Source organism: Streptomyces sp. 3N207, assembly GCF_052246355.1.
Lineage (GTDB): Bacteria > Actinomycetota > Actinomycetes > Streptomycetales > Streptomycetaceae > Streptomyces.
Map to the genome: position 1 here is coordinate 294286 of NZ_JBQQBV010000003.1, position 22901 is coordinate 317186.

Genomic DNA, 22901 nt, shown 5'->3' on the forward strand with positions numbered 1-22901 from the left:
GCAGGGCGCCGGAGCCACCGTACGGGGGACCCACCTGGTCCGAGGAGGCATGCCCGTGCGTCCCACCGCTCCGCAGATCCTCGCTCTCGCCACGCTCCTGGCCGCCGGCACGCTCACCGCATGCGGCGGTGGCGGCACCGGGGACAAGAACACCGTGCGTATCGCTTTTTACCAGGAGACCGACAACAAGATCACTTTCCGCAGCGACTACCTCAAGCTCGTCGCCAAGAAGTTCGAGAAGCGCTATCCCGGCAAGAAGGTCGACCTGGTGCCCGTCCAGGCGACGCAGCAGGACTACTACACCAAGATCCAGCAGATGATGCGCTCGCCGAAGACGGCGCCGGATCTGGTGTACGAGGACACCTTCCTGATCAACTCCGACATCAAGAGCGGCTATCTGCGCCCTCTGGACAACTACCTGGCCGACTGGGACGACTGGAACCAGTTCGAGCCCGCCGCCAAGCGCGCTGCCGGTGCTGCCGACGGACAGACCTACGGCATACCGGACGGCACCGACACCCGGGGCCTGTGGTTCAACAAGAAGCTGTTCAAAAAGGCCGGGTTGCCGCAGGACTGGCGACCCAAGACGTGGAACGACGTACTGAAGGCAGCCCGCACCCTCAAGAAGAAGGTGCCCGGCGTCATCCCGCTCAACGTCTTCGCGGGCAAGGGCGCGGGCGAGGCAACGGCCATGCAGGGCTTCGAGATGCTGCTGTACGGCACCGGCAAGGACCCGCTGTACGACCCGAAGGCCAAGAAGTGGGTCAAGGGAGGCCAAGGTTTCCGGGAGAGCCTGAAGTTCCTCGACACCGTCCACAGCGAAAAGCTCGGCCCCGACGAGGACCAGGTGGTCGATCCGAACGTCACCACCGATGTCGTCACCCAACTGCTCCCCGAGGGCAAGCTGGCCATCGCGCTGGACGGTTCATGGCTGAGCCAGAACTGGATCAAGACGGGCGGCAAGCCGTGGCCGGAGTGGAAGGAGACGATGGGGCTCGCGCCGATGCCCACCCAGCACGGCGAGACACCCGGCGAGGTGAGCATGTCCGGCGGCTGGACCTGGTCGATCCCCCGGCACTCCGACAACCCGGACCTGGCCTGGAAGATGATCCGCACCATGCAGACGAAACAGAACGCCGTCGAGTGGTGCATCCGCGGCTCCCAGGTCGCGGTACGGCAGGACGTGGCCAACGACCCGCGCTACCAGAAGTCCATGCCGGGCATAAAGTTCTTCACCGAGCGCGTGCAGCACACCCACTACCGCCCCGCGCTGCCGGTCTACCCGCAGGTTTCGGCTGCCATCGCGGAGGCCACAGAGTCCGTGGCGACCGGTGACTCCTCGCCGCGGGCCGCAGCGAAGGCGTACGACGAGCAGCTGGACGGCATCACCGACGGCGCGACCGTCGCCAAATGACCGCCGTCCAGGCCGGGCCCGCGCGGCGTCCCGCCACAGGTGGCAAACGGAGCCCCGGCACACGCGGCAGGGGTGTGCTGCGCTGGCTGCCGCTGGCGCCTGCCACGACCGTGCTGCTGCTGTTCCTTGCCGGGCCCATCGGCTACTGCGTCGTGCTGGCCTTCACCGACATGCAGCTGACCGGGCAGGAGTCGGCGTCGTTCGTTGGACTGGACAACTTCACCCGCGCCTTCGGGGACGCGCACTTCCGCAACGCGGTCGTCCTCACGCTCGTCTTCACCCTCATCTCCTCGATCCTGGGCCAGAACACCCTGGGCCTGGCGCTCGCCGCCCTGATGCGGCGGGCCTCCAAGGCCGTGCGGACGGTCACCGGTGCGGTGGTGATCAGCGCCTGGGTGCTGCCGGAGATCGTGGCGGGATTCCTGCTGTACACGTTCTTCCACCGGGAGGGCCAGCTCAACGCCGTTCTGCACTGGCTCCAACTGCCCACCCAGAACTGGCTGGTGACACTGCCGATCCTGGCGGTCTCCTTCGCCAACGTATGGCGCGGCACCGCGTTCTCGATGCTCGTCTACTCGGCGGCGCTCGCCGAGATCCCGCAGGAGGTCACCGAGTCGGCCGAGGTGGACGGGGCGAGCGGCCGGCAGCGGCTGTGGTACATCACGCTGCCGATGATCCGCCGCTCCATCGGCACCAATCTGATGCTGAACACCCTCCAGACACTGTCGGTCTTCGGGCTGATCTGGGCGATGACCAAGGGCGGTCCGGCACACCGGAGCGAGACGCTGCCGGTCTTCATGTACGACCAGGCGTTCACCAAGTCGCTCATCGGCTACGGGACGGCGGTGGCGCTGCTGCTGCTCGTCGTCGGCGCGCTGTTCTCCACCGTGTATCTGCGGCTGATGCGCGACGAGGTGGCTGCATGACGCGGCTCGGCGGGCCCGGCATGACGCCGCTCGCTGTACCCGGTGTGACGTCGGCGGCAGGGGTGCCCGGCGGCCGGGTGGGGCGGGCCGCCGGGCGGTGGTACGTGCTGTCCGTCAGTCGACCGACTGGACGGTACGGGGCTGCACGGGGGACAGCCCCGGCGCGGTCAGCGCCAAGGTCAGCTCTGCGACGAGCGGCGCTTGCGCGCGAAGGCCACCAGGCCCCCACCGAGGACGACCACGGCGGCCGCGATGCCGGCGATCATCGGGGTGTTGCTGGAGGAGCCGGTCTCGGCCAGGTCGTCGCCGCCGCCCTGCGGCTTGGAGGCCGGAGTGCTGGTGCTGGTCTCGGGCGCGCTCGGCTCAGGCTTCTCGCTGGCGCTCTGCGAAGGGCTGGGCGAGGGCGGGGTGGACTCCGACTCGCTGGGCGTGGGAGTCGGCGTGGGGGTGGGCTTGTCGCAGACCGGGGACTGCTTGGTCTCCGGGCCCCAGTTGTACTTGTCACCGTCCGAGGCCACGACCTGAGCCGTGACATCCAGCGGCTTGCTGTGCTCGGGGAGATCCACCTTCTTGTGGTAGCTCTTGCCGAAGGTGTCGCTGATCAGCGTCTTGTCGCCGGCCTTGACGGTGACCTTGTTGCCGTTCTCCGCGTAGTTCGTCAGATCGATCGAGACCGAGTTGCAGGTCACCGACCACTGGGGGGTGTGTGCCTGGGCGGGGGCGGCCGCTATCGCAGTGCCGACGAACGCCGCGGCACCGGTCGCCGCGATGGCGACCGACCGCTGCCATCTGAGGCGCAGTGCTGTCATCGTTTTCCTTCCGGTAGGACCGCATCGCACGAGATGCACGTACGACGGGTGACAGCACGGTACTCGCATCCTCAACCCAGGACACACGGACCCCGCAATATCCAACTGTTCCCGGCCGAGGGGCAGTTCGTGCCCCCGGTGCCGAACCCACAAGGCCGCAGGTCGCGGGCGGAGCGCCGCAGGGATTCGAAGGAGGTTGCGATTCAGTGAAGTTGAGCACGCGTACGCGCAGGCGGCTCGCGGCGGATGTCGGGCTGCTGGTGGTCGCGGCTGCGTTCGTCACGCCGCTCGCCTGGCTCGTTCTCGCCTCCCTGGACGCGGAGGCCACACTGCGGGTGCGGTCACCGGACTCCCCCACGCTGGACAACTTCTCGGCGGTGCTGACCGACGAGATCACCTTCACCCCGATGCGCAACAGCCTCGTGCTGTGCGGTGGCGCGACGGCGCTCACAGTGGTGTGCGCGGCGCTTGCGGCCTATCCGCTCTCGCGCTTCCGGTCCCGGTTCAGCCGCCCGTATCTGCTGGCCATCCTGTTCTCCACCTGTCTGCCGGTCACGGCCGTCATGGTGCCGGTGTACGGGCTGTTCGTACAGATCAACCTGATCGACACGGTGTACGGCACCGCGCTGTTCCTGGCCGCCTCCCAACTTCCCTTCGCGGTCTGGCTGATGAAGAACTTCATGGACGGCGTACCGCTGGTACTGGAGGAGGCGGCCTGGACGGACGGTGCCTCGTGGCGGCAGTCGCTGCTGCGGGTCGTACTGCCGCTGATGGGTCCTGGTCTCTCGGTGGTGGCGATCTACAGCTTCGTGATGATGTGGGGCAACTTCTTCGTGCCGTTCATGCTGCTGCTGAGCCCCGAGCAGCTGCCCGCCTCGGTCAGTGTCTTCACGTTCTTCGGCAACTACGGAGCCGTCGTCTACGGCCAGTTGGCCGCCTTCTCCATCCTCTACTCGACGCCTGTGATCCTGCTGTACGTGCTCATCGCCCGCCGGCTGGGCGGCGGCTTCGCGCTGGGCGCAGCCGTCAAGGGGTGAGCCGAGTCGACCACGGTCTTTGCGAAGGCACGCAGCAGTGCGCTGTGGCTGCCGCGTACCGTCACCAACGCCAGCTCGGACAGCGGCAGCCCCCCGACCGGGACGAAAACGATGTCCGCGCGCGCGTGCGCCTCGGCGGTGGGGCGGCACAGCAGCATGCCCCCGCGTCCCGCTGCGGCGTTGGCCAGCCCCTCCTGGAGCGTGGCCACGGCCGGACCGCGCGCAACCGTGCGGCCTCCCGGTGTACGGGGCGGTGCCTGGTGGTCACGCCAGTAGCCGGGGGCGGGCGGCGCGGCGGCGATGAGGGGGCAGTCGGCGAGGTCCTCGGCGTCCAGCGTGCCGCGCCGGGCGAGCGGATGGTGCACGGAGACGGCCAGCGTCCAGGGCTGCTCCTCGAAGCCGGGGCCCACCACCAGATCGGCCTCGGCGACGGGCAGCAGCACGACAGCCGCGTCCACCTCGCCGCGCCGCAGCGGTCCGAACGGGTCCGCCATGGTGATCTCCACGATGTCCGTCTCCACCTGGGGGTGGCGGGCGTGGAAGAGACCGAGCGCCGCCGTCATCCGGTGGTTGGCGCTGCCCAGGAACCCGAGCCGCAGCCGCCCGGCGACGCACCGCGCCGCCGCGCGCGCCTCGTCCACGGCATCGCCCAGCAGCCCGTAGGCGGGCCGCAGCTGTCCGAGGAAGCGGGAGCCGAGCGGGGTCAGCGCCACCCGGCGGCTGGTGCGCTCCACCAGCCGCGCCCCGATCCGGGTCTCCAGGGAGCGCAGCAGCTGGCTGACCCTGCTCTGCGACACGTACAGCCGTTCACCGGCGCGCCCGAAGTGCAGCTCTTCGGCGAGGACGAGAAAGCACTCCAGCTCTCTCATCTCCAGCGAACGGATTCGGGTGCCGCTGTCCACTCGGTCTCCTTCTGTTCGGCCTGCCGCATCGATGAGCCCTGCTCATTGAAGGATGAGAAGTCCGCCGTTGTTCCCGGACCGGCGCCCGCGAAGGCTGGAGGGCATGACAGACACCCTCACTTCCGCCCGCTCCGAGGGGCGGGAACGCACGCCGCTGCGGGCCTGGCTCGGCGTCGCCTCGCTCACCGCCGCCACGTTCGCGGTCACCGCGGCGGAGATGCTGCCCGTCGGGCTGCTCACCCCCGTCAGCGACAGCCTGCACATCTCGGAGGGCTCCGCGGGGCTGACCGTCACCCTCACCGGTGTCGTCGCGGCCCTCGCCGCACCACTCGCCCCGCTGGCCGCGGGCAAGCTCGACCGCCGCGCCTCGCTGGCCGGGCTGGCGCTGCTGCTGGCCGCCGCGAACGCGCTGTCGGCCGTCGCGCCCTCCCTCACCGTGCTGCTGATCGCCCGCGTACTGGTGGGCGTCGCGCTGGGCGGCGTGTGGGCGCTGGCGGCCAGCCTCCCGGTGCGGCTGGTGCCGCAGCGCTCGCAGAGCACCGCGCTGGCGGCCGTCTTCGGCGGTATCGGCATCGCCAGCGTGCTGGCCGTGCCCGCGGGCACCATGCTGGGCGAAGTGGCAGGCTGGCGGGCTGCTTTCGGTGCCGCTGCGGGGCTCTCGGCAGCAGTGGCGCTGGCCCTCGCGCTGCTGCTGCCCGCACTGCCCGCCGAGCGACCGGTGCACCCCAGGACCCTGCTGCGGCTGCTGAGCAACGCCCGGCTGCGCACCGGTTTCGTCTTCCTCGTCCTCCTGGTGACCGGTCACTTCGCCGCCTACACCTATGTGCGGCCGGTGCTGGAGCAGATCTCGGGGGTCGCGCCCGCGCTGATCGGGGTGCTGCTGCTGGCCTACGGCGTGACGGGCATCGTCGGCAACTTCGCCGCGGGCGCCCGCGTAGCCCGCAGCCTGCGGGGCACGCTGCTGACGCTGGGAGGGGGCATCGCCGTGACGACGGTGCTGCTGGCGGCGGCCGGTTCGGCCACCGGGCCCGCCGTGGCGGTGCTGCTGCTGTGGGGGCTGGCCTACGGCGGGGTCTCGGTCAGCAGCCAGGCGTGGGTGATGGCCGCGGCGCCCTCCGAACGCGAACCGGCCGGTGCCCTGTTCGCCTCCGTCTTCAACGCCGCCATCGCACTGGGCGCCTTCGTCGGCGGCCGGGTGGTGGATGCCGCCCCGCTGCGTACGGTGCTGCTGGTGGGCGGCGCGCTCGCCGTCTGCGCACTGGCGGTGCTCGCCTTCGCCAAGAGCCCGGCCCCCGGCCAGGCGGAGGGGTGAACCTAGCATGAGGGCATGCGAGGGCGTCGGCTGAACGACCGGTACGAACTGCTAGGACTCCTCGGCGCGGGCGGGATGGGAGAGGTTTGGCGGGCCCGCGACCTCCGGCTGCACCGCGAGGTCGCCGTCAAGGTCCTCGTGCCGCAGCGCGGCGCGGCCGAGGACACCGACCGCGAGGAACTGCTGGGCCGCTTCCAACGGGAGGCCCGCGCGGCAGCGGCCCTGGAGAGTCCGCACATCGTGGCCGTACACGACCACGGCACCGATGACGGCACGCCCTTTCTCGTCATGGCCCTGGTGCACGGCAGCTCACTGCACGAGGTGCTCCGCGACACCGGCCGCGTCCCGCTCGGCGACGCACTGCGCTGGACCGCCGATGTGTGCCGCGCACTGGAGACGGCACACACGGCGGGCGTCGTCCACCGCGACATCAAGCCGGGCAACATCATGGTCGAGCGGGCCGGGAGCGAGCAGGGCGACAGCCGCGCGAAGGTCGTGGACTTCGGCATCGCCAAGTTCATCGAGGCCCGCTCCACCGACCCCCGGCTGACGACGACCGGCGGGATGCCCTTCGGCAGCGTCCTGTACATGGCCCCCGAACAGTTCCGGCAGGAGCCCGTGGACGGGCGCACCGACCTGTACGCACTCGGCTGTGTCCTGTACGAACTGCTCGTCGGCCGCCCGCCCTACACCGGCTCGGCGGCCGGCGTCATGTTCAACCATCTGCACGACACCCCGCTGCGGCCGAGCCGCGCCCGCCCCCGACTGCCGCCCTCCGCCGACCGGTTGGTCCTCGCCCTGATGGCCCGGGACCCCGCGGACCGCCCCGCGAACGCGGCCGAGGCGCTGTCACTCGTGAGGGAGGCTGCCGGGACGGCGCCCGAGGACGCGCGGCCCGCCGCGGAGGAGCCGCCGGTCCCGGACTCCCGACCCGCCCCGTCCGGCCCTCGCACCGCCTACCGCCGCCCCGCTCTTCCGGTGCCCCGCCCCGACTCCCGGCCGGAGCCCCCGGATTCGACGGCACGGCGCGTCTGGCGCGACAGCGAGTGGACAGCGCTCAGCTCCCAGCTTCGCAACCTGCCCACCGGGCGCGAACACCGCGGCCTGATCGCGTTCACCATCCTCTGTCTGCTGATCGTCGGGACGATCGCCCTCCGCGGCTGACGCTTGCCCGGCCTGGGGCTGCGCCCCGTAAGGGGCGCGGGGAACTGCGAGCAACCTGGGGGTACCTCCCTGCTCGAAGAGCTTGGGGGACCACCCGCAGCCTGCGGACGGCAGCCAGGCGCACCCCGTCCCCAGAAGCTCAGAACACCGCTTCCGTCTCGTCCATCCGGTCCTGCGGCACACGCTTGAGCTCGGAGACCGCGTCGGCCAGCGGCGCCATGACGATCTCGGTACCCCGCAAGGCGGTCATATGGCCGAAGTCGCCCCGGTGGGCGGCCTCGACGGCGTGCCAGCCGAAGCGGGTGGCGAGTACCCGGTCGTAGGCCGTGGGGGTGCCGCCGCGCTGGATGTGGCCGAGGATGACGGGACGGGCCTCCTTGCCGAGCCGGTGCTCCAGCTCGACCGCGAGCCGGTTGCCGATACCGGCGAAGCGCTCGTGGCCGTACTGGTCGATCATGCCCTTCTCGTACGGCATGGAGCCCTCGGCCGGGTGGGCACCCTCGGCGATGCAGATGATGGCGAACTTCTTGTCGCGGGCGAACCGCTCCTCGACCATCTTGACCAGGTCGTCGACCTCGAAGTTGCGCTCGGGGATGCAGATGGCGTGCGCACCGGCCGCCATGCCCGCCTCCAGGGCGATCCACCCTGCGTGCCGGCCCATGACCTCCACGACCATGACGCGCTGGTGGGACTCGGCGGTGGTCTTGAGCCGGTCCATGGCTTCGGTGGCGACGCCCACCGCGGTGTCGAAGCCGAAGGTGCGGTCGGTGGCGGAGATGTCGTTGTCGATGGTCTTGGGTACGCCGACGACCGGCAGCCCGATCTCGGCGAGCATCCGCGCGGCGGTCAGCGTGCCCTCGCCGCCGATGGGGATGAGGGCGTCGAGGCCGAGGCTGGCGATCAGCTCCTCGGAGTTGTTGCACGCCTCACGCAGCCGGTCCCGCTCCAGCCGGGCCGAGCCGAGGATGGTGCCGCCGCGGGCGAGGATGCCGCTGACCGAATTTATGTCCAGGGGGCGGTAGCGGCCCTCGAGCAGCCCCTTGAATCCGTCTTCGAAGCCGATGACCTCGTCGCCGCGGTCGTGCACGGCGCGGTGCACGACGGATCGGATCACGGCGTTGAGACCGGGACAGTCTCCGCCTGCGGTGAGGACTCCGATGCGCATGGGGTTCGCTTCTCCTGCTCCGTAGATGCCCGCCTGGGGACGGGCCGCTTGGGGCACGGTCGGACCTCACTGTCCGGGGTGCCGCTGGTCCGTGTGAGCCGGTGCGATTGTTTCACGTCTTGAAGGCCAGGGCATGGGCCCCGCCCAGCATCCGGACCCCTCGCTCCGGCCCTGCTCCCGGACTGCTCCGGTCCTGCTCCTGTCCCTGCTCCGGTCCTTGCTCCGGCCCGCTGCCGGTCTCGCTCACGCCTCACTCACGCTTCATTCACGTTGTCAGCCCAGGGTCCGCCGGTCACCCGCCTGGCGAGCGGCCTAGCCAGAAGCGCAGGTATTGTCAAGGGTATAGCCGCATCTTCACGGGTGCTTTCTAGGCGAAACCGCTCAAGAAATCCCCCCAAGCGATCTCGACCGACCAGAACGCATGGCAGCCCGCGACTCGGAGGAGACAGCGCGTGACGCGCAGCGTGTACGTGACCGGCATCGGACGCAGCGACGGCCGTCAGGTCGTCGAGCTGGGGGTCATGGAGCTTCTGACCCGTCAGGTGGACCGCGTGGGGGTGTTCCGGCCCCTGGTGCACGACCAGCCCGACGAGCTGTACGACCTGCTGCGCAGCCGTTACCGGCTCAGCCAGCCCGCGTCCTCCGTCTTCGGCATGAGCTACGAGGACGCAGCGGCGCTCCAGGCCGAGCGGGGCACGGACGAGCTGATCTCCCGCCTGGTGGACCGCTACCACCAGGCTTCCGACGCGTACGAGGCCGTCCTCGTCCTCGGCACCGACTTCGCCGACACCGGACTGCCCGCCGAGCTGGCCCTCAACGCGCGGCTCGCGAACGAGTTCGGCGCCGCCGTGCTGCCCGTCGTCGCGGCCCGCGAACAGTCCCCGGAGGCAGTGGTCGCCGAGGTGCGCAACGCCCACCACGCCTACGCCTCGCTGGGCGCCGACCTGATCGCGATGATCGCCAACCGGGTGGCGGACCCCGAGGCAGCGGAGGCGGTGCGGGCACTGGCCGAGCGGCTGCCGGAGCCGGTGTTCGTGCTGCCGGAGGAGCCCGCGCTGGCCGCGCCGACGGTGGCCCAGGTCAAGGAGACGACGGGCGCGAAGGTGCTGCTCGGCGACCATGCCGGGCTCTCCCGCGATGTCCGCAACCTGGTCTTCGGCGGCGCCCATCTGCCCGTCTTTCTGCCCGCACTGACCGAGGGCTGTCTGGTGGTCACGCCCGGCGACCGCTCGGACCTGATCATCGGCGCGCTGGCCGCCCACTCCGCGGGCGCCCCCGCCATCGCCGGTGTCCTGCTCACCTTGGACGAGCACCCCGGCGACCAGACCCTGGCGCTGGCCTCCCGGCTGGCGCCGGGCACGCCGGTGCTCGTCGTACCGGAGGGCTCGATGCCGACCGCGGACGCGCTGCTGTCGTTGGAGGGCAAGCTGACGGCCGCCACCCCGCGCAAGGCGGAGATCGCGCTGGGGCTGTTCGAGACGCATGTGGACACCGCCCAGCTGTCCGAGCGGCTGTCGGTGCAGCGCAGCGAGCGGGTCACGCCGATGATGTTCGAGCACGAGCTGGTGGAGCGCTCGCGTGCGGCACGGCGCCGCATCGTGCTCCCGGAGGGGACCGAGGAGCGGGTACTGCGCGCCGCCGAGGTGCTACTGCGCCGCAACATCTGCGACTTGACGCTGCTGGGCGATCCGGTGGCGATCCGTAAGCGCGCCGCCGAGCTGAGCATCGGCCTCGATCTGCCGGGCGAGGACGAGGTTCCCGCGGAGGCCCCCACGGGCGCCGGCGGTGCCACCGCGCGCATCGTCGACCCGCTGACCTCTCCGCTGCGGGAGCGCTTCGCCGAGTCGTACGCCAAGCTGCGTGCCCACAAGGGCGTCACCTACGAGCTGGCCCACGACGTGGTCTCCGACGTCTCGTACTTCGGCACGATGATGGTCCACGAGGGCCTGGCCGACGGCATGGTCTCCGGCGCGGTGCACTCGACCGCGGCCACGGTCCGCCCCGCCTTCGAGATCATCCGCACAAAGCCGGACGCCTCGATCGTCTCCTCCGTCTTCTTCATGTGCCTGGCCGACCGGGTGCTCGTGTACGGAGATTGCGCCGTGGTACCCGACCCGGACGCCGAACAGCTCGCCGACATCGCGATCCAGTCGGCCACCACCGCGGCACAGTTCGGCGTGGAGCCGCGGATCGCGATGCTGTCGTACTCGACGGGCACCTCGGGCTCCGGCGCCGACGTGGACAAGGTGCGGCAGGCCACCGAACTGGTCCGGGAGCGCCGCCCCGACCTGCTGACGGAGGGACCGATCCAGTACGACGCGGCCGTGGAGCCCTCGGTCGCCGCCACCAAGCTGCCCGGCTCCCGGGTGGCGGGGCAGGCGACCGTGCTGATCTTCCCCGACCTGAACACCGGCAACAACACCTACAAGGCCGTGCAGCGCTCGGCCGGCGCTGTCGCCGTCGGCCCCGTGCTCCAGGGCCTGCGCAAACCCGTCAACGACCTGAGCCGTGGCGCCTTGGTGCAGGACATCGTCAACACCGTCGCGATCACGGCCGTCCAGGCGCAGCGCGAGTCTGCGCCCGGCCCCTCCGGCACCTGAACCCCGTTCCCGAAGCCCGTTCCCGAACCCCCGTAAAGAAAGCCCCCGCCGTGACTCCCACCCGGATCCTCGTCCTCAACTCCGGCTCGTCGTCGGTCAAGTACCAGCTGATCGACATGGCCGACCGCAACCGGCTGGCCGCGGGGCTCGCCGAGCGGATCGGCGAGGAGACCTCGGCCGTTTCCCACCAGCCGCTGGCCACCGGCGGCGAACCGCGCACACGCGAGGGCCGGCTGGCCGACCATGACGCGGCGCTGAAGGCCATCGCGGACGAGCTGGCCGCCGACGGGCTCGGCCTGGACTCCCCCGATCTCGCCGCGATCGGCCACCGGGTGGTGCACGGCGGGCTGAAGCTCACCGAGCCGACGGTCGTGGACGACGCCGTACTCAAGGAGATCGAGCGCCTGGTCCCGGTGGCACCGCTGCACAACCCGGCGAACATCACCGGTATCCGTACGGCGCAGCGGCTGCGGCCCGACCTGCCGCAGGTCGCCGTCTTCGACACCGCGTTCCACTCCACGATGCCGGAGCACGCGGCCCGCTACGCCATCGACGCGGAGACCGCGGACGCGCACCGGGTACGCCGCTACGGCTTCCACGGCACCTCGCACGCCTACGTCTCACGCAAGGCGGCCGAGCTGCTGGGCAAGGACCCAGCGGAGGTCAATCTGATCGTGCTGCATCTGGGCAACGGCGCCTCGGCCTCCGCCGTGCGCGGCGGGCGGTGCGAGGACACCTCCATGGGGCTGACCCCCTTGGAGGGCCTGGTGATGGGCACCCGCTCCGGTGACATCGACCCGGCGGTGGTCTTCCATCTGGGCCGGGTCGCCGGGATGGATGTGGACGAGGTGGATGAGCTGCTGAACAAGCGCAGCGGTCTGCTGGGACTGTGCGGCGCCAACGACATGCGGGAGATCCGCCGCCGGATCGAGGCGGGCGACGCGGCGGCCACACTGGCCTTCGACATCTACATCCACCGGTTGAAGAAGTACATCGGTGCCTACTACGCAGTACTGGGCAGGGTCGATGCCGTGGTCTTCACCGCCGGCGTCGGGGAGAACGCGGCGCCCGTGCGCGAGGCCGCCGTCGCGGGCCTGGAGGAGCTGGGCCTGGCCGTGGACGGCGACCGCAACGCGGCGGGCGGGAAGGAGGCCCGGCTGATCTCGCCCGAGTACGCGGGGGTGAAGGTGGCCGTCGTACCGACCGACGAGGAACTGGAGATCGCTGAGCAGACATACGCGCTGGTCGCCCCGAGTTGAGCGGCCCTTACTCCTGGGGGAGCCGCCCCCGAATCGTTCAGTACCTAAACAAAACGATAGGATCGCCACCATGCGCCGTTCCAAAATCGTCTGCACCCTGGGCCCCGCCGTCGACTCCTACGAACAGCTCAAGACGCTGATCGAGGCGGGTATGAATGTGGCCCGCTTCAACATGAGCCACGGCTCCCACGCCGAGCACGAGGAGCGGTACCACCGCGTCCGCAAGGCCGCCGACGAGACATGCCGCCCCGTCGGTGTGCTCGCCGACCTCCAGGGTCCCAAGATCCGGCTGGAGACCTTCGCCGAGGGCCCCGTCGAGCTGGTCCGTGGTGAGGAGTTCACCATCACGACCGAGGACGTGGCGGGCGACAAGACCATCTGCGGCACCACCTACAAGGGGCTGCCGGGCGACGTCTCCAAGGGCGACCCGGTGCTGATCAACGACGGCAATGTCGCGCTGCAGGTCGTCGAGGTCGAGGGCCCCCGGGTGCGCACCATCGTCATCGAGGGCGGCGTCATCTCCGACCACAAGGGCATCAACCTGCCCGGCGCGGCGGTGAACGTCCCGGCGCTGTCCGAGAAGGACGTCGAGGACCTGAAGTTCGCGCTGCAGATGGGCGCAGACATGATCGCCCTCTCCTTCGTGCGCAACGCCTCCGACGTGCGCGATGTGCACCGGGTGATGGACGAGGTCGGCCGTCGGGTGCCGGTCATCGCCAAGGTCGAGAAGCCGCAGGCCGTCTCCAACATGGAAGAGGTCGTGCTCGCCTTCGACGGCGTGATGGTGGCCCGCGGTGACCTGGCGGTCGAGTATCCGCTGGAGCAGGTCCCGATGGTGCAGAAGCGGCTCATCGAGCTGTGCCGCCGCAACGCCAAACCGGTGATCGTGGCGACCCAGATGATGGAGTCGATGATCACCAACTCGCGGCCCACCCGCGCGGAGGCCAGCGACGTCGCCAACGCGGTGCTGGACGGCGCGGACGCGGTGATGCTCTCGGCGGAGTCCTCGGTCGGCCAGTACCCCGTCGAGACCGTGAAGACGATGTCGAAGATCGTGGAGGCAGCGGAGCAGGAGCTGCTCAGCCGTGGCCTCCAGCCGCTGGTGCCCGGCAAGAAGCCGCGCACGCAGGGCGGTTCGGTCGCCCGCGCGGCCTGCGAGATGGCCGACTTCCTCGACGGCAAGGCCCTCGTCGCCTTCACCAAGTCCGGTGACACCGCCCGGCGGCTGTCCCGCTACCGGGTCGGCCAGCCCATCCTCGCCTTCACCACGGAGGCGTCCACCGCCCATGAGCTGGCGCTGAGCTGGGGTGTGGAGACGTTCGTGGTCAAGCACGTGGACCACACCGACGAGATGGTCGAGCTCGTCGACGCCGAGCTGCTGCGGCTCCAGCGGTTCGAGGTGGGCGACACCATGCTGATCACGGCGGGCTCCCCGCCCGGTGTCCCCGGCACCACCAACATGGTCCGCGTCCACCACCTGGGCACAGCCTGACCCGGTCCGAGCTCACTCCGAGCCCGGTAAGACGAAAAGGCCCGCACCCTCGAAGGGTGCGGGTCTTTTCGTGAGGGGGTTACTTGCGGGGCTACTTGCTGATGTGCTGGTGCAGCCCCGGCACCGTGAGGGTGCCTCCGAACTGCCCGGCCTGTTTCACCGACACATCGGTGAAGTAGGCGTACGGCACATTGAGCGGTGGCGGCGTCTCGGGGGTGAAGGTGATCGGGATCAGTCCGAACAGATTCCCCTTCAGCTCCTCGGTGTACATGGTCACCTTGCCACCACGGATGGTGGACGTCGACCCCTTGGCCGCCTCCACGTGGTAGGTGAGACCGCGGTCCTTCACCAGCTGGTGCAGGTCTCCGATGTCCACCGCGTCGGCGGTGAACTTGAGGGCCTGCTTGGTCTTGCCGTTGGGCGTGCGGATGTTGACGACGCCCTCGTAGTCGAGACCCTTGAGGGTGAGGGAGGACGCCTCCAGGTACCAGGGGTCGTTGGGGACCTGGGCCGGGGTCTGCTCGTCCTTGCCCTGGACGTGCGTCTTCTCGGGGCACGGGAACGGCTTGCCCGCGTCCTTGGCCGGGTCGTAGTCGCGTGTGGTGCCGTCCTTCTTGTCGACACCGGCGCTGTCGGAATCCTTGCCGTCCTTGCCGTCCTTGTCGCCCTTGCTGTCCTTCTTCTTCGGGTCCGACTTCGCGTCCGAGGACGAGTCCGAGCCGGACTTGCCGGCCTTCGACCCGTCGCCGCTGCCGCTCTTACGGCTGTCGCTGTCCGAACCGCTGTCCGGCGCGGGGGACTTGTCACTGTCCCCCGCGTCGGAGCCGGAGCCCGTCGAGGGGCTGGGTGTGGGGCTGGGCGAGGAGGGCTCGTCGGAAGGCTCGCTGTTGTCCTTGTCGGGGCTGAGGACACCGTCGAGCTTCTTGCCCACTCCCAGCGGGTCGTACCAAGGGTTCTCCCCGTCCTGCGAGCCGGACGAGGGGCTGTCGCCGGAGCCGGTGGACGGCGTCGGCGACGGGCTGGGGTCCGTGGTGTCGGGGGCGTCGCCGGAGGGCTTCTCGGAAGGCTTGGCCGGCTCGTCGCCGCCCGAGCCGCCGTCGGCCTTCTCCTTGGCTCCGTCCGCGCCTTCCTTGGCCTTTTCCTTGGCCTTCTCGGCGGCCTCCTTGGCCGCCTTCTCGCGCTTGGCCTGCGCGCGGGCGAGGTCCTCCTTGAGCTTCTCGGCCCGCTCCTTGCGCTCCTGCTTCTCCTTCTCGGTCTCCTTCTGCTCCGAGACGGAGACGCAGGAGTCACCCTTGAACGGGTTCTTCGGCAGCGGCTTGGCGTTGGCGAGCTGCGGGGTGAGCCCCACGCCCATCAGGACGGCCGACGGCATCGCCGCCAGGGCTATCGCCTTCCCCGCGGGCAGGTGGAACCGGGTCAGCAGCGGTTTCCTGGGGGCCGCGTGCCGGGGCCCGGTTCTTCCCCGGGCGCCGGGCGCGGCATCGTCGCGCACGCCCTCCCCCTCGTGGACCTCGTCACCCGGCACGGTGCCTCCCGTTCCCGTCATATGCGTCGACCCCGTCGGCGGGGGACGCTCCAGAGACTGCTGTGTTGTCCCGGGAGCCCTCCTCCGGGGCGGCCGGGCTCGTCGCGTCCTCTTCCGTGAACTCCGCCTGTGCGGCGCTCTCGGCGGGCTCCGCCTTGCCCGGCTTGCCCGGAGCCCAGGAGACGCCCAGCGCTCCGCCGATCAGTCCGAGCAGGAAGCCGATCAGGAAGGCGCCGATGTTGGACACGACAAGGGAGACCAGCGCGAGCAGGATTGCGGCTACGCCTGCGAACACCCGCGACTGGGGCTGGAACCACATCGTCAGCCCGAGGACGACCAGCAGCACGCCGATGATCAGCGAGCCCGCGCCCGCCGTCGTCGACATCCGGATGGTCAAGGACCCCAGGGTGAGGTTCTGGTAAGGGACGTACATGATCGGGATGCCCGCCAGCAGCGTCAGCATCCCGCCCCAGAACGGGCGCTGGCCGCGCCAGTGCCGGAAGGACTGCCTCTTCTGGCCGAATCCGATCGTCAGACTCTGTCGCGTGTCGGCGCTCATGGGTACGGGGCTCCTCGGAACTGGCACAGAACTTGCTGGTGTGCAGCGGACCCCACGGGTGCGGAGGGCGGACGGAGCGGTCGCCCTCGCCCTCCGCGCCCGTGGAAAGGTCACGTCAGTAGCACTCGGACTTGCCCTTCTTGACGGCCATGTGCAGGCCGCTGAGCTTGAAGGTGCCGGCGGTGGTGGCCCACGCGCGCTGCTTGACGTCGGTGAAGTGGACGCTCTCCGCCTGCTGGGCGAAAGAACCCTTGGCATAGGCGTCGCCCTTGCTCGGACCAGGACCCTTGGTGGTCTTGTCCACGCTGACGCCGATGTCGATGTTCTTGAACGTCGCGTTGGTGTGCAGGTCGTCGGCGTCGATGTAGAGCTTCTTGGCCTCGACACGCGGGCCGCCCGCACCGCCGGCGCTGAGCTTCATCGACACATCGCCGAAGACCGGAACCGGCACGACGACGGACTGGCAAAGATTGCGTATCTTCGCCGAGTTCATGCCGACGACGGCAACGGCCTTCTTGCCCTTCTGGGTGCTGTCGAGCGCGCCGTACTGGACGAAGCCGGTGCCGTCCAGCTCATCCGCTGTGACCTTGAACTGCTGGCCGGAGACGCTGAACGACGCCGCCAGCGCACCCTGCGAGAGGGCGACGCCGATCGCTGCCGTAGCGGCCACGCTCGGCACCATGACGACGGCGAACCGCTTCCATCTGGTCCCGCCACGAGCCAGGGACTCCATGACTTTCCTCCTTCTCGGACGTACATCTCCGGCTCGGAGAGCCGTGCCGCCTGTGCTCAGCGGGCCGCTCCTGCCGTGGGGGTACCTCCCGGCACCAGGCTGGGTAGGGAGACGAGCTACGTCCTCGGAACGGAGAGCGCCGATGTCGTACGTTCCGTCCTGCACGTCACGTCCGAGCCACCGGCGATCACCCCCGAGCGACAACCACGGGCCACGCTCTCGCGCAACCTTGCTTTGTGTAAGGACAGGCCCTGCCGTGGAGCAGGGACCCCCCTGTCCTGAGGACCGGCGGGTGAGGGGGAGTTGTGGTGCGGGTGTTGCGGTGCCGGTCCGCTCGGCGGGGACCCATCGTCCGTCGCGAGCGCCGAATGGATGCCGGGCTACGGGGCGATGGACCGAGCGTGGCCGATCGTGGTGCATCTGAGCCCGCCGCACAAGGGGGTTCGTTACTTACGAGTAACGGCTGGATAACCTCAGGGCCGCCGGGGGGTATCGGACAGCGACGGAGGGTGGCGGAGAGGGCGGGGCGCCAAGGAGCAACAACCGGGCATGCCGGGAGTTTTCCGGGAGTTTTCGTAACCGTAAGTAACGGCGGCCGCGATTACCAAGTTTTGGTAAAGCGCGGCCGCCGTTGTCGCTAAATCAATGAGTGGTGACGCGGTGCGTGACCGTCGGTACGAGCAGGTCAGAACAGCGCGCGAGCGAGTGCTGCACGCGCGGTGACCACGCGTGGGTCCTCCGGCCCGATCACCTCGAAAAGCTCCAGGAGCCGCACCCGCGCCGCGTCCCGGTCCTCACCCGCCGTGCGCCGCACCGTGTCCACCAGCCGCCCGAAGGCGTCCTCGACGTGGCCCCCCGCCATGTCCAGGTCCGCGACCTGCAGCTGCGCGGCCACATCGGACGGCCGGTCGGCAGCGTCCTTGCGGACCTGCCGAGCGTCCATGTCCTGTACCCGGGAGAGAAGTTCGGCCATCGCCAGACCGACCTTCGCCTCCACGTTCGCCGGATCGTCCGACAGCTTGTTGCGGTACGCCTGGATCGCGCCGGGCAGATCGCCTGTGTCGAGTGCCTGCTGGGCCGCGGCCAGCACCGGGTCCTCCGGCACCTGCGGCTCGGCGGGCTGCTCACCGACCTCTTCCTGCGGGACGCCCTGCAGACCGGTGATGCCGAAGCGCTGCTCGGCGACCTGGACGAGCTGGTCCAGCGTGGCGCGGATCTGCTGCTCGGGCGCCGCACCTTGGAACAGCGGCAGCGCCTGCCCGGCCACCACGGCGAAGACCGCCGGGATGCCCTGGACGCCGAACTGCTGCATCAGCATCTGGTTCTGGTCGACGTCGATCTTGGCCAGCAGCAGCCGGCCCGCGTACTCCTGGGTGAGCCGCTCCAGCACCGGTGAGAGCTGCTTGCACGGCTCGCACCACTCCGCCCAGAAGTCGATGACGACCGGCACCTCTGCGGAGCGCTGGAGCACCTCCGTCTCGAAGTCGGCCTCACTGACGTCGATCACCAGACCGGCCGGTCCGGGGGCACCGTTCCCCTCGGCGGCCCGGGAGCGCTCCTGCTCCGCCTTCTGCTTGGCCTCACCGGCCGCCTTCACCGCGGCGAGGTCGACCACTCCGCTCATGGACATGTTGCGTGGCTGCATGAGACCAGTCTCCCCCCTTGCCGCGGCCGTGTGTGCAGTGGTCGCCAGGTCCCCACCCGGCGTGTGATTGTCGCGGGAGTCATTCCGCTACGGGTCGTAGCGTAACTTGAGCGGCCCAGGCCCCCGCAAGGTGTTCTCGCCGCGGCAGGCGGTGATCCACCTCACTGTGCGATCCGTACCGGCCGGTAAGGTCTGCGCATGGCCGCCCCCGACCCCCCGTCGCCCCAACGCCGTGGCCGCCCGCGCAGTGCCGCGGCCGACCTGGCGATCCTCACCGCGACCCGAGCCGCGCTGGTCGAGGTCGGCTGGAGCAGGCTGACGATGGGCGAGATCGCCCTCCGTGCCGGGGTCGCCAAGACGACCCTCTACCGGCGCTGGGCCGCCAAGAGCGAACTGGTCGTCGATGCGGTCGCCGTCCTCTTCGACGAACTGGAACTGCCCGACCGGGGCTGCCTGCGGGCCGACGTGGAGGGCGTCGTGCTCTCCTTCGCCGCCCTGCTGCGCCGGCCCGAGACCAAGACCGCGCTGATGGCCGTGCTCGCCGAGTCCACCACCGACGAGGCGCTGCGGGCACGGATCGGCGAGGCGATCGTGGACCGCCAGAAGCGGCTGGTGCTGGACGGACGGGCCCGGGCGCAGCAGCGCGGAGAGCTCCCTCCCGACCCGCCCGACCCGGCGGAGACCGCCCGGGTGGTCGACCTCATCTTCGATGTGATCGCGGGCGCGGTGGTGCACCGGTCGCTGGTGAGCGACTGCCCCGTCGACGAAGCCTGGGCCCGGCAGTTCGCGACACTGCTGCTGGAGGGGCTGGGCGCCGCCTCGTCCGCTCCGCCGGGCCGGAGTCAGCAGCCGGAGGGCTGACGGAAGCCGGGGAGCCGACGGACGTCGAAGTGCGCGGGCGGCAGCCCGTCCCCGCCGACCAGCCCGGTACGGGGCGCCATGTCCCGCTCCGCGAAGTGCCGGCGCTGGTGAACGATCTGACGGTGCCTGCCCGACTGCCGAGCGCCCCGAGGCGGGGGGCCCTCTTCCGCGTCCGCTTCCCGGAAAAACCCGGATGAGCAGCTGCCCTGCTCTGCCAGAATGCGGCGATGACACCACAGGACTCACAGAAGCCGCCTGCGCCTCCGCTGTTCCGTGGCCCCGAAGAGGGGGAGCTGATCGATGTGGCGGGCGTCGAGCACTTCTTCCGGCTGACCGCCGAGCACACCGAAGGCCGCTTCGCCTTCGAGGAGTTCACCCTCGCTCCGGGCATCGTCGGTGCCCGTCCGCATGTCCACCACGGACATGACGAGTACTTCTACGTCCTGGAGGGCGAGCTGACCCTCCACAACGGCGAGGGCGAGGTGACCGCGGGTCCTGGTGCGCTGCTGGCGGCCGTGCGCGGCACTCCGCACGGCTTCCGCAACGCGGGCAGCCGCACAGTACGCGCGCTGTGCCTCTACACACCCGCGGGGTACGAGGGCTACTTCCGCGAGGTGCACCAGGCTGTGGCCGCGGGCGCCGAGGTGACCGACGCACTGCTGGCGGAGTTCCGCAGCCGCTACCGCACGACTTCGGTGAACCCGGACTGAGCCGGCACGGTCCCGGGCCCTCGATCCCTCCCGGGTCGGGCCCGGGAGGGTGCGAGGGTCAGAACACCGGCGGCTCGGTGTAGGTGCCCCACTCGTCCCGCAGGGCTCCGCAGATCTCCCCCAGCGTGGCCTCGGCCCGCACCGCCTCCAGCATGGGCTCGATCATGTTGCCCTCGCCCCGCGCGGCCTCGACCAGCGCGGCGAGCTTCTGCCGTACGGCGGCGTCGTCCCGCGCGGTCCGCCGGCCGGCGAGGGCCCGCACCTGCTCGCGCTCCACCTCGTGGCTGACCCGCAGGATCTCCAGGTCGCCGGTGACCGACCCGGTGTGGCAGTTGACGCCCACGACCTTCTTGTCGTTCTTCTCCAGCGCCTGCTGATAACGGAAGGCCGACTCGGCGATCTCGCCGGTGAACCAGCCGTCCTCGATACCGCGCAGAATGCCGGAGGTGATCGGGCCGATGGGGTGCCGGCCGTCGGGCACCGCGCGCCGGCCGCGTTCCTTTATCTGCTCGAAGATCTTCTCCGCGTCCGCCTCGATACGGTCGGTCAGCGCCTCGACGTACCAGGAGCCGCCCAGCGGGTCGGCGACATTGGTGACGCCGGTCTCCTCCATCAGCACCTGCTGGGTGCGCAGCGCAATCTCGGCGGCCTGTTCGCTGGGGAGCGCAAGCGTCTCGTCCAGTGCGTTGGTGTGCAGCGAGTTGGTGCCGCCCAGCACCGCGGAAAGCGCCTCTATGGCGGTGCGGACGACGTTGTTGTAAGGCTGCTGCGCGGTGAGCGAGACGCCCGCGGTCTGGGTGTGGAAGCGCAGCCACTGCGCCTTCTCGCTGGTGGCGCCGTACACGTCGCGCAGCCAGCGGGCCCAGATCCGGCGCGCCGCACGGAACTTGGCGATCTCCTCGAAGAAGTCCAGGTGTGCATCGAAGAAGAAGGACAGGCCGGGTGCGAAGGTGTTGACGTCCAGGCCCCGGCTGAGCCCCAGTTCGACGTAGCCGAAGCCGTCGGCCAGCGTGTAGGCGAGCTCCTGCGCCGCGGTCGCCCCGGCCTCGCGGATGTGATAGCCGGAGACCGACAGCGGCTTGTACGCGGGGATGCCGTGCGCGCAGTGCTCCATCAGGTCGCCGATGAGCCGCAGATGGGGCTCGGGCGGGAAGAGCCACTCCTTCTGCGCGATGTACTCCTTGAAGATGTCCGTCTGAAGCGTGCCGTTGAGGACGGCCGGGTCCACTCCCTGCCGCTCGGCGGCGACCAGATACATACAGAAGACGGGTACGGCCGGGCCGGAGATCGTCATGGAGGTGGTGACATCGCCGAGCGGGATGTCCTGGAAGAGCACCTCCACGTCGGCCGCGGAGTCGATGGCGACGCCGCAGTGGCCGACCTCGCCCAGCGAGCGCGGGTCGTCCGAGTCACGCCCCATGAGCGTCGGCATGTCGAAGGCGACGGACAGCCCGCCGCCGCCGGCCTCCAGGATCATCTTGTACCGCTCGTTCGTCTGCTCGGCGTTGCCGAACCCGGCGAACTGGCGGATGGTCCAGGTCCTGCCCCGGTAGCCGGTCGGATAGAGACCGCGGGTGAAGGGGAACTCCCCGGGCCACCCGATGCGCTCGAACCCCGTTACGGTGTCGCCTTCCCGGGGCCCGTAAACCGGCTCAACGGGGTCGCCGCTGAGCGTGGTGAAGTCCGCGTCCCGCTTGCGCGCGGAGTCGTAGCGCTCCTGCCAGCGGCGGCGGCCTTTTGCGATGGCGTCAGCATCCATGACACCGAATTTACTAGGACGTCCAAGTAAAAGTCGATGACCGACGGCCCGGTGTGACCCAGGAAGCCGTGATCAGGCGCCGACCGGGGCGGCCGTCTCGTCCTTGACCAGCGGCGCGACCTCGCGGGTGACCTTGCGCTCGACGAAGAACGCCGCTGTCGGGACCGTCCCCGCCAGCAGCACCCAGATCTGCTTGCCGAGCGGCCACTTCGCCTTCTGGCCGAGATCGAAGGCGAAGATCAGATACAGGATGTAGAGCCAGCCGTGCGCGATACCGACCACGCTGGTGAAGCCCTCGGCGCCGTCCATGCTCAGCACATACTTGCCGATCATGCCGAGCGTCAGCAGGACGAGGAGCACGGCGGTGACATACGCCATGACGCGGTAGCGGGTCAGCACGCTTCGTTTCATGGAAACGAGCGTAACTGTCGCATTGATGCGAACTTTCACCACCCTGGCACCGCAGCACCGGCCGCGCCCTCCGCGGTCCTCGCCACGGTCAGTGCGCGGGCCCCTCCGGAAAGTCCCCTGCCGCCACCCGCAGCGGGCGCAGCAGGGCGAAGATCTCGCCGAGCTGCTCGGTGTCGTAGGCGCCGAGCCCGAAGTCCATGGCCATCAGGTCCTCGGTGGCCGCGTCGCACACCTCGCGGCCCTTGTCGGTGATCGCCGCCAGCGTGCCGCGGCCGTCGTTGGGGTTGGGCCGCTTCTCCACGAAGCCTGCCGCCTGGAGCCGGTCGACGGTGTTGGTCACCGATGTGGGGTGCACCATCAGCCGCTCGCCGATCTTCGACATCGGCAGCTCGCCCTTCTGCGAGAAGGTGAGCAGCACCAGCGCCTCGTACCGCGCGAACGTCAGCCCGTACGGCTTGACCACCGCGTCGACCTCGGACAGCAGAATCTGGTGGGCGCGCATGATCGAGGTGATCGCGGCCATGGACGGCACCGAGCCCCATCGCTGCTTCCAGTGCTCATCGGCACGGGCGATCGGGTCGAACGACAGACTGAGCGGCTTGGGCACCCTAAGACCCT

Annotated in this window: 20 protein-coding genes; 10 read left to right on the forward strand and 10 right to left on the reverse strand. The window is 70.0% G+C overall.

Annotated features, from left to right (window positions below; translation table 11 throughout):
* Positions 1-55: 55 nt before the first annotated feature.
* Together ACTWP9_RS06795 and ACTWP9_RS06800 are read left to right on the forward strand one after the other, a co-directional pair.
* Positions 56-1414, forward strand: coding sequence for an ABC transporter substrate-binding protein (locus tag ACTWP9_RS06795; RefSeq protein WP_443245063.1), 1359 nt, complete (start codon positions 56-58; stop codon positions 1412-1414).
* Positions 1411-2340: a carbohydrate ABC transporter permease gene (locus ACTWP9_RS06800; protein WP_443245064.1), complete on the forward strand. Its 930-nt coding sequence runs from the start codon at positions 1411-1413 to the stop codon at positions 2338-2340. The genes ACTWP9_RS06795 and ACTWP9_RS06800 overlap by 4 nt, the downstream gene beginning before the upstream one ends.
* A gap of 179 nt (positions 2341-2519) precedes the next feature.
* Here ACTWP9_RS06800 and ACTWP9_RS06805 read toward each other — a convergent pair whose 3' ends face one another.
* Positions 2520-3149 carry an LAETG motif-containing sortase-dependent surface protein gene (locus tag ACTWP9_RS06805; RefSeq protein WP_443245065.1) on the reverse strand — a complete coding sequence of 210 codons (630 nt, stop codon included), beginning with the start codon at positions 3147-3149 and terminating at the stop codon, positions 2520-2522.
* 212 nt (positions 3150-3361) lie between these two features.
* On the opposite strand from ACTWP9_RS06805, the gene ACTWP9_RS06810 reads away from it, so the two are divergent.
* Positions 3362-4186, forward strand: a complete 825-nt coding sequence (locus ACTWP9_RS06810) for a carbohydrate ABC transporter permease (protein ID WP_443245256.1) — start codon at positions 3362-3364, stop codon at positions 4184-4186.
* Here ACTWP9_RS06810 and ACTWP9_RS06815 read toward each other — a convergent pair.
* Positions 4099-5055 carry a LysR family transcriptional regulator gene (locus ACTWP9_RS06815; protein ID WP_443245257.1) on the reverse strand — a complete coding sequence of 319 codons (957 nt, stop codon included), beginning with the start codon at positions 5053-5055 and terminating at the stop codon, positions 4099-4101. The genes ACTWP9_RS06810 and ACTWP9_RS06815 overlap by 88 nt on opposite strands.
* Positions 5056-5191: 136 nt before the next feature.
* On the opposite strand from ACTWP9_RS06815, the gene ACTWP9_RS06820 reads away from it, so the two are divergent.
* Both ACTWP9_RS06820 and ACTWP9_RS06825 read left to right on the forward strand, forming a co-directional pair.
* Complete coding sequence (locus ACTWP9_RS06820) at positions 5192-6400, forward strand: MFS transporter (RefSeq protein WP_443245066.1); 1209 nt, start codon at positions 5192-5194, stop codon at positions 6398-6400.
* Between the two features lie 15 nt (positions 6401-6415).
* Positions 6416-7564 (forward strand): protein kinase domain-containing protein, encoded by a 1149-nt coding sequence (locus tag ACTWP9_RS06825; protein ID WP_443245067.1) that lies wholly within the window; start codon positions 6416-6418, stop codon positions 7562-7564.
* A gap of 139 nt (positions 7565-7703) precedes the next feature.
* Here the strand turns inward: ACTWP9_RS06825 and ACTWP9_RS06830 are convergent, their stop codons facing one another.
* Positions 7704-8729: a 6-phosphofructokinase gene (locus ACTWP9_RS06830; RefSeq protein ID WP_443245068.1), complete on the reverse strand. Its 1026-nt coding sequence runs from the start codon at positions 8727-8729 to the stop codon at positions 7704-7706.
* Between the two features lie 452 nt (positions 8730-9181).
* On the opposite strand from ACTWP9_RS06830, the gene pta reads away from it, so the two are divergent.
* The 3 genes from pta (at position 9182) to pyk (ending at position 14080) form a co-directional block, all read left to right on the forward strand.
* On the forward strand, positions 9182-11329 hold the full coding sequence (gene pta / locus ACTWP9_RS06835; RefSeq protein ID WP_443245069.1) for a phosphate acetyltransferase: 2148 nt from the start codon (positions 9182-9184) through the stop codon (positions 11327-11329).
* Between the two features lie 50 nt (positions 11330-11379).
* A complete protein-coding gene (locus tag ACTWP9_RS06840) occupies positions 11380-12588 on the forward strand; it encodes an acetate kinase (RefSeq protein WP_443245070.1) in 1209 nt (402 codons plus the stop codon).
* A gap of 70 nt (positions 12589-12658) precedes the next feature.
* Entirely contained in the window at positions 12659-14080 is a 1422-nt protein-coding gene (gene pyk, locus ACTWP9_RS06845; protein WP_443245071.1) for a pyruvate kinase, read from the forward strand.
* Between the two features lie 91 nt (positions 14081-14171).
* Here pyk and ACTWP9_RS06850 read toward each other — a convergent pair whose 3' ends face one another.
* The 4 genes from ACTWP9_RS06850 to ACTWP9_RS06865 form a co-directional block, all read right to left on the reverse strand.
* The gene (locus ACTWP9_RS06850) at positions 14172-15626 is read right to left on the reverse strand and encodes a hypothetical protein (protein WP_443245072.1); all 1455 of its coding nucleotides are present in this window, start codon (positions 15624-15626) and stop codon (positions 14172-14174) included.
* A complete protein-coding gene (locus tag ACTWP9_RS06855) occupies positions 15595-16164 on the reverse strand; it encodes a DUF6114 domain-containing protein (RefSeq protein ID WP_443245073.1) in 570 nt (189 codons plus the stop codon). The genes ACTWP9_RS06850 and ACTWP9_RS06855 overlap by 32 nt, the downstream gene beginning before the upstream one ends.
* Before the next feature lie 115 nt (positions 16165-16279).
* On the reverse strand, positions 16280-16897 hold the full coding sequence (locus tag ACTWP9_RS06860; RefSeq protein ID WP_443245074.1) for a DUF6230 family protein: 618 nt from the start codon (positions 16895-16897) through the stop codon (positions 16280-16282).
* Positions 16898-17582: 685 nt separating this feature from the next.
* Positions 17583-18542, reverse strand: coding sequence for a tetratricopeptide repeat protein (locus ACTWP9_RS06865; protein ID WP_443245075.1), 960 nt, complete (start codon positions 18540-18542; stop codon positions 17583-17585).
* A 198-nt stretch (positions 18543-18740) separates the two neighbouring features.
* Between ACTWP9_RS06865 and ACTWP9_RS06870 the strand changes: the two genes are divergently transcribed.
* A complete protein-coding gene (locus ACTWP9_RS06870) occupies positions 18741-19403 on the forward strand; it encodes a TetR/AcrR family transcriptional regulator (protein WP_443245076.1) in 663 nt (220 codons plus the stop codon).
* 227 nt (positions 19404-19630) lie between these two features.
* The gene (locus tag ACTWP9_RS06875) at positions 19631-20113 is read left to right on the forward strand and encodes a cupin domain-containing protein (protein ID WP_443245077.1); all 483 of its coding nucleotides are present in this window, start codon (positions 19631-19633) and stop codon (positions 20111-20113) included.
* A 58-nt stretch (positions 20114-20171) separates the two neighbouring features.
* Here the strand turns inward: ACTWP9_RS06875 and ACTWP9_RS06880 are convergent, their stop codons facing one another.
* The 3 genes from ACTWP9_RS06880 to ACTWP9_RS06890 form a co-directional block, all read right to left on the reverse strand.
* On the reverse strand, positions 20172-21872 hold the full coding sequence (locus ACTWP9_RS06880; protein ID WP_443245078.1) for an acyl-CoA mutase large subunit family protein: 1701 nt from the start codon (positions 21870-21872) through the stop codon (positions 20172-20174).
* Between the two features lie 72 nt (positions 21873-21944).
* Complete coding sequence (locus ACTWP9_RS06885; protein ID WP_443245079.1) at positions 21945-22283, reverse strand: DUF3817 domain-containing protein; 339 nt, start codon at positions 22281-22283, stop codon at positions 21945-21947.
* 88 nt (positions 22284-22371) lie between these two features.
* Positions 22372-22890: a MarR family winged helix-turn-helix transcriptional regulator gene (locus tag ACTWP9_RS06890; protein ID WP_443245080.1), complete on the reverse strand. Its 519-nt coding sequence runs from the start codon at positions 22888-22890 to the stop codon at positions 22372-22374.
* Positions 22891-22901 lie beyond the last annotated feature (11 nt).

What these genes read in the sequence shown, in the direction of transcription:
- ACTWP9_RS06820 (WP_443245066.1), top strand. Translation starts at nt 5,192, where the DNA reads ATGACAGACACCCTCACTTCCGCCCGCTCCGAGGGGCGGGAACGCACG.
- ACTWP9_RS06860 (WP_443245074.1), bottom strand. Translation starts at nt 16,897, where the DNA reads ATGGAGTCCCTGGCTCGTGGCGGGACCAGATGGAAGCGGTTCGCCGTC.
- pyk (WP_443245071.1), top strand. Translation starts at nt 12,659, where the DNA reads ATGCGCCGTTCCAAAATCGTCTGCACCCTGGGCCCCGCCGTCGACTCC.
- ACTWP9_RS06870 (WP_443245076.1), top strand. Translation starts at nt 18,741, where the DNA reads ATGGCCGCCCCCGACCCCCCGTCGCCCCAACGCCGTGGCCGCCCGCGC.
- ACTWP9_RS06885 (WP_443245079.1), bottom strand. Translation starts at nt 22,283, where the DNA reads ATGAAACGAAGCGTGCTGACCCGCTACCGCGTCATGGCGTATGTCACC.
- ACTWP9_RS06825 (WP_443245067.1), top strand. Translation starts at nt 6,416, where the DNA reads ATGCGAGGGCGTCGGCTGAACGACCGGTACGAACTGCTAGGACTCCTC.
- ACTWP9_RS06880 (WP_443245078.1), bottom strand. Translation starts at nt 21,872, where the DNA reads ATGGATGCTGACGCCATCGCAAAAGGCCGCCGCCGCTGGCAGGAGCGC.
- ACTWP9_RS06815 (WP_443245257.1), bottom strand. Translation starts at nt 5,055, where the DNA reads ATGAGAGAGCTGGAGTGCTTTCTCGTCCTCGCCGAAGAGCTGCACTTC.
- ACTWP9_RS06875 (WP_443245077.1), top strand. Translation starts at nt 19,631, where the DNA reads ATGACACCACAGGACTCACAGAAGCCGCCTGCGCCTCCGCTGTTCCGT.
- ACTWP9_RS06855 (WP_443245073.1), bottom strand. Translation starts at nt 16,164, where the DNA reads ATGAGCGCCGACACGCGACAGAGTCTGACGATCGGATTCGGCCAGAAG.
- ACTWP9_RS06850 (WP_443245072.1), bottom strand. Translation starts at nt 15,626, where the DNA reads ATGACGGGAACGGGAGGCACCGTGCCGGGTGACGAGGTCCACGAGGGG.
- ACTWP9_RS06805 (WP_443245065.1), bottom strand. Translation starts at nt 3,149, where the DNA reads ATGACAGCACTGCGCCTCAGATGGCAGCGGTCGGTCGCCATCGCGGCG.
- ACTWP9_RS06800 (WP_443245064.1), top strand. Translation starts at nt 1,411, where the DNA reads ATGACCGCCGTCCAGGCCGGGCCCGCGCGGCGTCCCGCCACAGGTGGC.
- ACTWP9_RS06865 (WP_443245075.1), bottom strand. Translation starts at nt 18,542, where the DNA reads ATGCAGCCACGCAACATGTCCATGAGCGGAGTGGTCGACCTCGCCGCG.
- ACTWP9_RS06830 (WP_443245068.1), bottom strand. Translation starts at nt 8,729, where the DNA reads ATGCGCATCGGAGTCCTCACCGCAGGCGGAGACTGTCCCGGTCTCAAC.